An 11,310-nucleotide genomic window follows, 5' to 3' on the forward strand; every position below is an offset into this window, starting at 1 on the left:
CACCAAAACTCTCGGCGCGCCCCCCCCGCCCCCCCCCCCCCCATTTTGTCTGGCAGTCCGGTGAGACTTAGTAGTTCACCTTCACGCCCATCTTCAGATAGCGGCCCAGGATGCCGTTGCCGCCCTGGACTGCGTTGTAGTTGTTGGCACCGTAGGTGACCGGATCGATCGGAGGCAGGCGATCGAAGACGTTGTTCACGACACCGTAGATCGTGAACTTGTCGTTGATCTTCACGCGAGCGCTCATGTCGAAGGTGATGTAATCGCTGACGTCGCACGGCGTGATGCCGAGGCTCGATCCGCAATCCTTATAGGCATCGCCCTGGTCCATCGCGGACAGGTTGTACCCGCCGAAATAGTTGACGGTGCCGTTCACCTGCAGGCTGCCGAAGTCGAGCGTGGTCAGCCAGCTGCCATGCCACTTCTGCGTGCCGTTGCCCGAGGTCAGGTTGAAGTTGCCGAGCGTGCCGTCATAGCGCTGCTCAACACCATTCACGATCGTCGACAGCTTCAGGATGTAGCTGGCTTCGACCGAGGTCGAGACGCGGAAGCCATCCGTGACCTTGAAGTCGGCGCTGGCGGTGAAGTCCAGGCCTTCCGCCTTGATCGTGTCGGCGTTGATCAGCGTCGACTGGATGAACGCAACACGCGGCTTCGCGGTCGGGTTGTTGATGTCCGGCGCGTCCGGAATGATCGTGATCGTCGGATCGATCGCCGTGCCGGCATAATATGCCTGCAGCGCCGAACCGGTATCCGGCGAGGTGATCGCACCGGTCTTCTCGATGTTGTAGTAGTCGACGGTGAACGAGATGCCGCGCACCGGCTCGAAGATCGCGCCGGCAGTCCAGCTGCGCGACTTTTCGGGCTTCAGGTTCGGGCTGGCGAGCGTGGTCAGACCATAGCTCTGCTTCACATAGGCCGGGCAGCCCGCTGCGAAGTTGGCCACGGTGCAGGCCGCGCCGTACTGCGACAGATAGGCGTTGGTGAACGCGCTCGACGACGGCGTGACGTAGCCGGTGGTCGGGAGAGCGTTAGCTTCGCCGAACGACGGGATACGGAAGCCGCGCGAGTAGGTGCCGCGCACCACGATCTGCTTGATCGGGGTGACCTTCAGGCCGACCTTCGGCGAGAAGGCGTCCTGGCCGCTCGAGTAACGGTCATAGCGACCCGAAGCGTTCAGGCCGATCCACTCGGTGATCGGCGCATCGAGTTCGGCGAAGGCCGAGCTGATGGTACGATTACCGCTGGTGCCGAAGGCGTTCAGCGTGAAGTAGCGCTGGGTCGGGCCGTTGATGTCCGAGTTGCCGCTGGGGGCATCCACGGCTTCGTAACGGATCGAGCCGCCGACACCGATCTGCAGCGGGCCACCCGGAAGGTCGACCACGGCAGCGCTGACGCTCGCCTGGAACTGGAACTGATCCGAGCTGGCGTTCGTGACGTTGACCGGGGTCAGATAGTCACGGACCGACTGCGGCGTCGCCGACGGGTTGCGGAAGTTGTAGGTGCCGTCCGCGATCACATCGAGCAGGTGCTGGATGTAGACATAGCCGTCCTGCGTGCGACGCAGGTCGGTGTGCATCGCAGTCGCACCGACGTTGAAGGTGATGTTGTCGGTGAGGTTGCCGGTGACGCCGAGGGCGCCGCGATATGCACGGTTGCGGGTCGCGTTATAGGTGACTTCGCTGGTGTCCATACCGATCAGGCGAGCGACCTGGCCGGCTGCCGCGAACGGGTTGTTCGGGTTCAGCGTGCCATTGGCCGCGGTGCAGCCCGGAACCGTCGGGACGCCGTTGACCATCGTCGCCGAAGCGCCATTGGCGCGGGCGCAGACATAGACCGGAAGCGCCAGGATGCCCGAGCCGGCCGCGCGCGGCGGAACGGTGTTCGAGTTGGTCGCGAAGGTCGGGAAGTTGATGCCGGTCGGCGCAGTGCCGTAGATGGTCGCCGGGAAGCCGGTGTAGTCCACGCTGCTCTGCATGAAGTTGACCTCGGCATATGCCTCGATCGTGTCACCCAGGCGAGCGGTCACGCGGCCCGAAACGCCGAAGCGCTCGATGTTCGGCGTGATGGTGCCCCACAGGTTGGTCGCGTCATACTGGCAGACCGAAGACGGCGACGTCGCGGTCTGCTGCGCCGCGGTCAGGTTGACCAGCGTGCCGATGCCGCAACCGCTCAGGTTCTGGTAACGGCTGCCAGCAGGCGTGGTGGTGTTGGTGATGTCGTACGGGCGAACCATGAAGTTGGCGCCGGTGCTGAGCGCGACCTGGCCGGTGGCCGGGTTGATCGCGTTGCGGACCGAGGTGCCGCCGCAGTGACCTTCGAAGCAGATGCCCTGCTGGTCGTCCGAGTTGTACGGATACGGACGATCCTTGTTCATCAGCGCTTCGGACTTGTACCAGAAGCCCGAGATATAGGCGTTGTAGCCGTCCTCATCGAGGTCGCCGGTGCCGGCCGAAGCCGTCAGGCGATAGCTCGGAGCGTCGCCGCGATCGGAAATGCCTGCTTCGGCGCGTGCGCTGAAGCCCTTCACTTCCTTCTTGGTGATGATGTTGACCACGCCCGCGATCGCGTCTGCGCCGTAGGTCGACGAAGCGCCGTCGCGCAGCACTTCGATGCGCTCGATGATGTCGTCGGGAATGGTGTTCAGGTCGACGAAGTTACGCGAACCGTCGTCGGCGAGCGGGTAGTAGGCCGCGCGCAGGCCGTCGAACAGCACGAGCGTCGAGTTGGTCGAAAGGCCGCGCAGCGACACTGCCGAAGCGCCGGCAGCGAACGCGCCGTTGGCCGAGAAGCTGTTGGTCAGCGCCGGGCCGTTGTTCGAAGCGAGCGACTGGATGGCGTCCTGCACCGTCGAGATGCCGCGCTTGTCGAGATTCTCGGCGGTCACGACGGTGACCGGCGACGGGGTCGCCGCACCGGCGGCGCTCTGGAACATCGAGCCGGTGACGACGATCGTGCCTTCGTCCTGGCTGCTGCTGTCCTGAGTGGTCGGGACGGTCGTCGACGGGGTCGGCGTCGGCGTGGTCTGGGCGAAAGCCGGCGTAGCCGCCGTCGCGCCCGCGAGTACGAGCGCAAACAGCGCCGTGCTACCGCGCAGGGTGATCTGCGAGTTCTTCATGATGATCCCTCTGTTGTCCGGCTGTTTTACAGCCGGATTGTCTCCCCGCTTCACCATCCATTCGTGTGCAACTCACGTGTCGGGATGGCGAAGCTTGAACGGATCGTGAATGTGGACCCCCTCCCTGTAAACTGGGAAGGCCATGCTGCGCGCGCTTTCAACAAACCTGTAGCCAAAATGCCACAACAACGGGCAGAATATTGCGCAACAACCTCGTTTTATGTTGCTTTATGTTGCAGCGCGACACATTCGCGCCTCAATCGATAACAGGCATCGACCCCGCGACAAGCAGCGGATCGATCCGCGCGTCACGCCACTTGAGACTCCAGTGTAAATGCGGCCCCGTCGCGCGCCCCGTCATCCCCACGGCGCCGATCGGCTGGCCCCGGCGGACATGCTCGCCCAGCTTCACGTCGATTCGCGACAGGTGCATGAAGGCGCTGTTGAGCCCCGCGCCATGATCGATCATCAGCAAATTCCCCTCCAATGTGAAGGGCTTGGCAGCAGCAAGGATGACCACGCCATCGGCCGGCGCAAGCACCGCCGTGCCGGTCGGCCGGGCGATGTCGATCCCGGAATGATAGGACCCCGGCTCACCGCGATAAATGCGTTGCGAACCGAACAGCGTGGAGATGCGCCCAACCGCCGGCCAGAAGAAGGGCATCTGCCGCCAGCCGGTCGCATCGGTCTGCATTTTCCGCGCCGCATTGATCTGCGCGAGCTCGGCCGGGCGCACCCGCTCGAACTCCGGACGCGGCACCGGATATTTCGGAAGTGTATCCAAACGTGAAATATCCCAGGCACGCGGCGCGATCGCCAGCACCTGGCGCTGCTGGCTGCCGTCGCCCATGGTCGCGATCAGCGTTGCGCTCGGGCCATGGTCGCGATCAAAGGCGATCAGGAACTTGCGATCCGGCGTTACCGGCACCGGTTCCCCGTCGAGCGTGAGCATGCTGGCGCCCTTGGGCGCGGTGCCGATCACGGCGCCGCCCTGGATCAGCTGGCCCTGGAAGGCGAAGGGCCCGGCGACATTGGGGGCGGCGGGAATCGGCGCGGCGATCGCCTCCGCGACCGGGGAGCCCGGCAGGGCGGGAAGCTGGGCACTGCCGAGCAGCACGAAGCCCAGAACGGCGGCGGGCAGTCGTGCTGCGAGTCCCATCAGCGGTGCCCCCTCAACCCTGCATCGCCTGCATCGCCAGCGCGGCGGAGGCATAGGGTTCCTGCCGGGCGACGCTCCAGTAGCGCAGCATCTGCAGCGGCACCTTCTCGCCGCTGACCGCGCAGACGACGTGATCGCCCGGGGTCAGCACGCGAAAGCCATTGGCCATGAAGTGGAGGCGAGCCGCGCGGGCGACGGGGTTCGACATCAGCATGGGCGCGGCATCCTCGAAATGGCTCTTCTCTTACAACAGGCTGGGCTGTTCGGGCTTGGGCGCATCATAGGATTTGGCGCCCGGGCGCTCAACCCGCGCATCGACGGCCCCGTCGATGAAGTGGAGCGTCACGGCACCGGCGCCGCGCGCGGCGTCGGCGGTGCCGATCACCTTCCTGGTGCCGCGCGCCTCGACCCAGGCATAGCCCTTCTCGAGCGGGCGATTGGGATGAACCAGGTCGAGATGCCGGCCGATCCCTTCCAGCCGCTGCCGCGCCGCGGAGAGTTTCTGGTCGAGCATCGCCGGGCGCAGCGCGCCCGCGGAGCGATCGAGCACCCCGCGCGCCACGGTGACGCGGCGCTCCAGCGCGCGATCGAGCCGGCCGCCGAGATCGTCCATCTTCTGGCGCTGCGGCCCGAGCAGCGCGTCGCGGCGCGGCAGCACGCGGACCAAGGCCGCCAGCCGCTCGCCGGCGCGCTCATGATAGCGGCGCACGCAGCGCTCGGTGCGGTGCGCGAGCGTCGCGATGGTGTGGCGCACGTCCGCCAGCACCGGCACCGCGATCTCGGCCGCCGCGGTCGGCGTCGGCGCGCGCAGGTCTGCGGCATAGTCACACAGGCTGGTATCGGTCTCGTGGCCGACGGCGGAGATCACCGGGATTCGGCAGTCGGCGACCGCGCGCACCACGACCTCCTCGTTGAACGCCCAGAGATCCTCGATCGAGCCGCCGCCGCGCGCGACGATCAGCAGGTCGGGCCGCGGCACCGCACTGCCCTCGCCCAGCGCATCGAAGCCGCGGATCGCATTGGCGACTTCCTGCGCCGCGCCCTCTCCCTGCACCTTCACCGGCCAGACCAGCACATGGCTCGGGAAGCGGTCGGCGAGCCGATGCAGGATGTCGCGGATCACCGCGCCGGTCGGCGAAGTGACCACGCCGATCACCCTGGGCATGTACGGCAATGGCTGCTTGCGGGCGCGGTCGAACAGCCCTTCGCCCGCGAGCTTGGCCTTCAACTTCTCGAACAGCGCCATCAGCGCGCCTTCGCCGGCCAGCTCCATCCGCTCGATGACGATCTGGTATTTGCTGCGCCCCGGATAGATGGTCAGCTTGCCGGTGACGATCACCTCCAGCCCGTCCTGCGGCGCAAACGGGATCGCGCTGGCGGCACCGCGCCAGATCACCCCGTCGATCACCGCATCGGCATCCTTGAGCGCCAGATAGGCATGGCCCGAAGCGGCCCGCTTCCAGCCCGAAATCTCGCCGCGCAGGCGGACATGGCCGAACTCGCCTTCGACCATTCGCTTGAGGGCCAGAGATAATTCGCTGACCGATAGCGCCGGTGCGTTGTCGCCCGCCACCTGCTCGGCTACGAGCCGCGCTGGTGTATCGAAGAAGGGGTCGCTCATGAATGTCCTGTTGCTCGGCTCGGGCGGCCGCGAACATGCTCTTGCATGGAAGCTCGCACAATCGCCGCTGCTCGAACGGCTCTACGCCGCCCCGGGCAATCCGGGAATAGCCGAGCATGCCGAAATCGTGGACATCGCGGTGAACGACCATCGCGGCGTGATCGATTTCTGCCTTCGCCATTCGATCGGCTTCGTCGTGATCGGGCCCGAGGCACCGCTGGTCGGGGGTCTCGGCGACAATCTGCGCACCATGGGCATCGCCGTGTTCGGGCCGAACAAGCTGCCCGCCCAGCTCGAAGGATCGAAGGGCTTCACCAAGGATCTGTGCGCTCGCGAGAAGATCCCGACCGCCGGCTATGTCCGCTGCGAGAGCCGCGACGGCGCGCTCGCTTCGCTCGAGGATTTCGGCCTGCCGGTCGTCATCAAGGCCGACGGCCTGGCCGCGGGCAAGGGCGTCACCGTCGCCTTCACCCATGAGGAAGCCGAAGGCGCGGTCCGCGCGATCTTTGCCGATGCCGGGGCCAGCGTGGTGATCGAGGAATTCCTGGAAGGCGAGGAAGCCAGCCTGTTCGTGCTGACCGATGGCGAGACGCTCGTCCCGTTCGGATCGGCGCAGGACCACAAGCGCGTCGGGGATGGCGATACCGGCCCGAACACCGGCGGCATGGGCGCCTACAGCCCCGCCCCGGTGCTCACCCCGGCGCTGGAGACCCAGGCGATCGACGAGATCGTCCGCCCCACGATCGAGGCACTGGCACGGATGGGGGCACCCTATTCGGGCGTGCTCTATGCCGGGCTGATGCTGACCGCGACCGGCCCGAAGCTGATCGAGTACAACGCCCGCTTCGGCGATCCCGAATGCCAGGTGCTGATGCTGCGCTTCACCGGCGACCTGCTCGCGCTGATGCTCGCGGTAGCCAAGGGCGAGCTCGCCAGCCAGCCGGCCCCGACCTTCGCCGCGAAGACCGCGCTCACCGTGGTGATGGCCGCCAACGGCTATCCCGGCACGCCCGAGACCGGCGGCGCGATCACCGGCATCGACAAGGCGGAGGCCACCGGCGCCAAGGTCTTCCATGCCGGCACCCGGATGGACGGCGACATGCTGGTTGCAAGCGGTGGCCGCGTGCTCAACGTGACCGCGCTGGGCGACACGGTGAAGGACGCGCAGACGGCGGCCTATGCAGCGGTCGATGCGATCGACTTCCCGACGGGTTTCTGCCGGCGCGACATCGGCTGGCGGGAGATCGCGCGCGAGGGCTAACGCTGCGAATCCGGCAGCGCGTTATGGCCTTCGGAAAGCAGGCGGACCGCGGCATCCCAATCGGAAAAGCCCCAGTCCGCCGGGTTTTCCAGCCCGACCACGACTTCCTTCATCCCGCGGAAGATATCCTCGAGCGGGATCATCCGGCGGTGCTCGGCCGAGTAGAATAGGCGGACCATGCTGCGCAGGCCCTGCCCGCCATCGGGCAGCACCACGCCGAGCCGGCCGGATGCCATCCGCACCAGCAGCCCGGTCGGCGCCACGCCGATGCTGCGGCAGAACTGGAACAGCAGTTCCGGATCGAAATGGCCGGTCCAGCCGAACATCTCGGTGACGGCACGCAGCGGGGTCCAGCGATCCTTGTAGGCACGGTCGGAGGTCAGCGCGTCGAACACGTCGCAGATCGCGCCCATCCGCGCGGCCAGGCTGATCTCCGCGCCCTTGAGGCCGAACGGATAGCCGCTGCCGTCCATCTTCTCATGATGCATCAGGCAGACGTCCAGCGCCTCCTGGTTGATCCCCTCGGCACCGCGCAGCATCGCATGGCCGGCCTCGGGGTGCCGCTTGATCAGCGCGAACTCGGCATCGTCGAGCCGGCCGGGCTTGTTGAGCACCGTGGCCGGCACGCTGGTCTTGCCGACATCGTGGAGCAGCCCGGCCAGCCCCATCGCGCGCATCGACTCTTCGTCGAGCCCGATCTGGCGCGCCAGATTGACCATCAGCCCGCAGACCGAGACCGAGTGGAGATAGGTATATTCGTCCTTGGACTTGAGCCGCGCCATGTCGACGAACATGCCGGGATTGCGCGCAACGCAATCGGCGATCTCGGCCACCACCGCGGTCGCCTCGCGCGCATCGATCGGCAGGCCCTGGCCGGCGCTCTCATAGATCCCACGCGCCACGCCATGCGCCCGGGCGATCGTCCGCCGGGCATAGTCGCGATCGGCCTTCACGGCCTCGGCCAGCGGCTCGGGAAGGAACATGGGCGCCGGTGGCGGTGGCGGCGCGGACGGATCGGGGCCGACACCGCGGCTGAGATCGATCACCACCGCAGTCACGTCGCATGTCCGGAGCAGCACCAGGTCGGCCGGCCGCTCCAGCAGGAATCGCGAGCGCCAGAAGGGATGCTTCAGCCACGAGCCTTCGAACCCGTGGATGAACATTCCTAACTTAACCTGGCTGGGCGATATCCGTTGAAGCAATTCTGTCTCACATTCTCCCTCCTATCTTAGGAGGTTTGCCCGCCGGACAGACCGCGACGCCCGATTCAATGCGGCAAATCCGCGCAAATTACACAAATTGAAATGATACATGATAACATCTCGTTCATCTGGCGCTCATCTCGAAAACGCGACATTCCATCCCTGGGCGCGCAGCGACTCGCGCGCCGCACTCTGAAGGGGAGAGTTGCCATGTCGCGTTCCGCACTGTTGATCGGTTGTTCCGCCCTGCTCACCACCTCCGCCGCGCCGCCGCCCTTGCCCAAGGCCGGGCCGGTCGCCGCCAGCCAGGACCGCCATTCGCCGGTCCGCTGCGTGCGCGACGACAATGACCGGACACGCGACACCGTCCGTCGCCGGCCGGTGCCGACCTATGCTCCGCCGCCCTTGCCGACGGTGATGCCCACGCCCGAACCGATGCCGGCTCCGCCGCCGCCGCCGTCCGCGCCAATGGCCGAAGCGCTGAGCGTCACCGCCCAGAAGCGCGTCGCAAACGGGTATGTCGCGGGAGCACCCGTGGTAACCGGCGGCAGGATCGCCGGTCCCCAGCCCTATGGCGCGCCAGGCAATACCGAGCGCTATGACGGCAAGGCCGTCGCCTCGATCCAGGCGGTTGCCGAGCAGCCCGTCTCCACCTTCTCGGTCGATGTCGACACCGGTGCCTATTCCAATGTCCGCCGCTTCCTGACCCAGGGGCAGGACGTGCCCGCCGACGCGGTGCGCACCGAGGAGATGATCAACTATTTCCGCTACGATTATCCGCGCCCGACCTCGCAGGACGTGCCGTTCAGCGTGACCACCGACGTCTCGACCACGCCGTGGAACGCCGAGACGAGGCTGCTGCGCATCGGCCTGCGCGGATATGACGTGGACGCGAAGGGGCGCCCGCCGGCCAATCTCGTCTTCCTCGTCGATGTCTCGGGATCGATGGAGGACACCGACAAGCTTCCGCTGGTCAAGAAGGCGCTCACCCAGCTCGCCGACGGGCTGACCGCGAAGGACCGCGTCTCGATCGTCGTCTATGCAGGCGCCGCGGGCGTGGTGCTCGAGCCGACCTACAGGAAGGAATATGTGAAGGCCGCGCTCGATTGCCTCTCGGCCGGCGGCTCCACTGCGGGCGGCGAGGGCATCCAGCTCGCCTATTCGGTGGCGCGGGCCAACTACATGAAAGGCGGGATCAACCGCATCTTCCTGGCCACGGATGGCGACTTCAACGTCGGCATCAACGACAAGAAGGCGCTCGAGGCGCTGGTGAAGAAGAACCGCGACGACGGCATCACCCTCACCACGCTCGGCTTTGGCCAGGGCAATTACAACGAAGCGATGATGGAGCGCATCGCCGATGTCGGCAACGGCAACTATGCCTATATCGACAGCGCGATGGAGGCGAGCAAGGTGCTCGACGACGAGCTCTCCGCCACGCTCTTCACCATCGCCAAGGATGTGAAGGTCCAGGTCGAGTTCAACCCCGCCCAGGTGAAGCAGTATCGCCTGATCGGCTATGAGAACCGCGCGCTGGCCGAGGAGGACTTCAACAACGATACCGTCGATGCCGGCGATATCGGCGCGGGGCATCAGGTGACCGCGCTCTACGAAGTCGTCCCCGCCAATGCCCAGGGGTGGACGCCGGATCGGCGCTACGATGCCAATCGCCCGGCCACCGCAGCCTCGAGCGGCAGCGAGATGGCCTTCGTCAAACTCCGCTACAAGGCGCCCGGCAGCGAGACCTCGAAGCTGATCGAGCGCCCGGTGCCGGCCAGCCTGATGCAGGGCGCCCGTGCGCCCAGCGGCGACATGGCCTTCGTCACCTCGGTCGCCGCGTTCGGCCAGCATCTGCGCGGCGACAAATATCTCAACGGCTACAGCTACACCCAGATCGGCGCCCTCGCGCCGGCCTCCAGCAACTACTGGCGGGCCGAGTTCACCCGGCTGGTGAAGCTTGCCGATTCGGGACACTCCAAGCCGGGGTCGAGCGACTAGCTTGTCGCGCTGCGCCGCACCACGTTATGCAGGTGCCCGGAATCGCAAACTTGCATGACGGGGAAAGCGCAGATGGACAGCACGCAACCGCTCTTTGACGGAGCCCCGGTCTGGCTGACCCTCCCGTTCGCGGCAATCGCGGCGGGAGTGGTCTTCGCGCTGTTCATTCTGATCTTCGGGGCCCGCCTCGCCTCTCGCCGCAACAAGGCGCGCGAGGAGATCGAGGAGTTCAACGAGGAATATCGCGAGGAAGCGACCGCCCGGCCGATCACCCCGCCGGTCGCTCCGCCGCCACCGCCTCTCGCCGAGGCTCCCATCGCCCCGCCGGCACCCGAGCCCGTTGCCGAGATTCCCGCTCCGGTTGTGGAGCCCGAACCTGTAGCCCCGGCGCCCGCCCCGGTTGCGGAGCCCGAGCCCGTGACCGCACCCGAGCCGGCCGCCGAGATCGTCCCGGCGCCGCTTCCGCCCGTTGTCGAGGAAGCAGCTGTCGCGGAGCGGCTCGCCGACGAACCCATCGCCGCCGCCGCGCCACTCGAGGCGTCGCCCGCATCGCTCGCTTCGGACATCGCCGAACCCGCGCATGCCGAGCCGGCGCCCGCACCGGAGCCCGAGCCTGTCGCGGCCGCGCCCGAACCGGTCACGGCGGCACCCGAACCGGCAGCCGCCCCCGCCACGCCGGCTGCGGACGACCTCACTCGCATGAAGGGCGTCGGCCCGCGGCTGGGCGAGAAGCTCAACAGCGTCGGCATCACCAGCTTCGCCCAGCTCGCGGCGCTCACTCCCGAGGAAGCCGATGCGCTCGACGCCAAGCTCGGCGACTTCCAGGGCCGCATCCACCGCGACCGCTGGATCGAGCAGGCAAGCTTCCTGGCGAAGGAAGACATTGCCGGCTTCGAGGGCGTGTTCGGAAAGCTCTGACACTGCCGTTCCTCGGTTCCCGGGGGGGGGGGG

8 protein-coding genes are annotated in these 11,310 nt (G+C 66.9%); 3 read left to right on the plus strand and 5 right to left on the minus strand.

Features of this window, described 5'->3' with window-relative positions; translation table 11 throughout:
• Positions 1-67 precede the first annotated feature (67 nt).
• The 4 genes from AAHM44_RS23705 to xseA form a co-directional block, all read right to left on the minus strand.
• Positions 68-3,118 (minus strand): TonB-dependent receptor domain-containing protein, encoded by a 3,051-nt coding sequence (locus AAHM44_RS23705; protein ID WP_269573025.1) that lies wholly within the window; start codon positions 3,116-3,118, stop codon positions 68-70.
• A 256-nt stretch (positions 3,119-3,374) separates the two neighbouring features.
• Positions 3,375-4,277 (minus strand): M23 family metallopeptidase, encoded by a 903-nt coding sequence (locus AAHM44_RS23710; RefSeq protein ID WP_269573026.1) that lies wholly within the window; start codon positions 4,275-4,277, stop codon positions 3,375-3,377.
• A 13-nt stretch (positions 4,278-4,290) separates the two neighbouring features.
• Positions 4,291-4,491, minus strand: coding sequence for a DUF2093 domain-containing protein (locus tag AAHM44_RS23715; RefSeq protein ID WP_269573027.1), 201 nt, complete (start codon positions 4,489-4,491; stop codon positions 4,291-4,293).
• Positions 4,492-4,521: 30 nt separating this feature from the next.
• A complete protein-coding gene (gene xseA / locus AAHM44_RS23720; protein WP_342251530.1) occupies positions 4,522-5,898 on the minus strand; it encodes an exodeoxyribonuclease VII large subunit in 1,377 nt (458 codons plus the stop codon).
• Between xseA and purD the strand changes: the two genes are divergently transcribed.
• The gene (purD, locus tag AAHM44_RS23725) at positions 5,897-7,159 is read left to right on the plus strand and encodes a phosphoribosylamine--glycine ligase (RefSeq protein WP_342251531.1); all 1,263 of its coding nucleotides are present in this window, start codon (positions 5,897-5,899) and stop codon (positions 7,157-7,159) included. The genes xseA and purD overlap by 2 nt on opposite strands.
• Here purD and AAHM44_RS23730 read toward each other — a convergent pair.
• Complete coding sequence (locus AAHM44_RS23730) at positions 7,156-8,361, minus strand: HD-GYP domain-containing protein (RefSeq protein WP_342251532.1); 1,206 nt, start codon at positions 8,359-8,361, stop codon at positions 7,156-7,158. The two genes, purD and AAHM44_RS23730, sit on opposite strands and share 4 nt — an antisense overlap.
• A 210-nt stretch (positions 8,362-8,571) precedes the next feature.
• On the opposite strand from AAHM44_RS23730, the gene AAHM44_RS23735 reads away from it, so the two are divergent.
• Both AAHM44_RS23735 and AAHM44_RS23740 read left to right on the plus strand, forming a co-directional pair.
• Entirely contained in the window at positions 8,572-10,359 is a 1,788-nt protein-coding gene (locus tag AAHM44_RS23735; protein WP_269573031.1) for a vWA domain-containing protein, read from the plus strand.
• Between the two features lie 72 nt (positions 10,360-10,431).
• Positions 10,432-11,277: a hypothetical protein gene (locus AAHM44_RS23740; protein ID WP_342251533.1), complete on the plus strand. Its 846-nt coding sequence runs from the start codon at positions 10,432-10,434 to the stop codon at positions 11,275-11,277.
• The last annotated feature ends 33 nt before the right edge of the window (positions 11,278-11,310 follow it).

The sequence above is a fragment of the Sphingomonas sp. OTU376 genome, from assembly GCF_038440415.1.
GTDB lineage: Bacteria > Pseudomonadota > Alphaproteobacteria > Sphingomonadales > Sphingomonadaceae > Sphingomonas > Sphingomonas kyeonggiensis_A.

Coding starts and splice junctions, on each gene's coding strand:
- AAHM44_RS23705 (WP_269573025.1), bottom strand. CDS start 3,118: ATGAAGAACTCGCAGATCACCCTGCGCGGTAGCACGGCGCTGTTTGCG.
- AAHM44_RS23710 (WP_269573026.1), bottom strand. CDS start 4,277: ATGGGACTCGCAGCACGACTGCCCGCCGCCGTTCTGGGCTTCGTGCTG.
- AAHM44_RS23715 (WP_269573027.1), bottom strand. CDS start 4,491: ATGCTGATGTCGAACCCCGTCGCCCGCGCGGCTCGCCTCCACTTCATG.
- purD (WP_342251531.1), top strand. CDS start 5,897: ATGAATGTCCTGTTGCTCGGCTCGGGCGGCCGCGAACATGCTCTTGCA.
- xseA (WP_342251530.1), bottom strand. CDS start 5,898: ATGAGCGACCCCTTCTTCGATACACCAGCGCGGCTCGTAGCCGAGCAG.
- AAHM44_RS23735 (WP_269573031.1), top strand. CDS start 8,572: ATGTCGCGTTCCGCACTGTTGATCGGTTGTTCCGCCCTGCTCACCACC.
- AAHM44_RS23740 (WP_342251533.1), top strand. CDS start 10,432: ATGGACAGCACGCAACCGCTCTTTGACGGAGCCCCGGTCTGGCTGACC.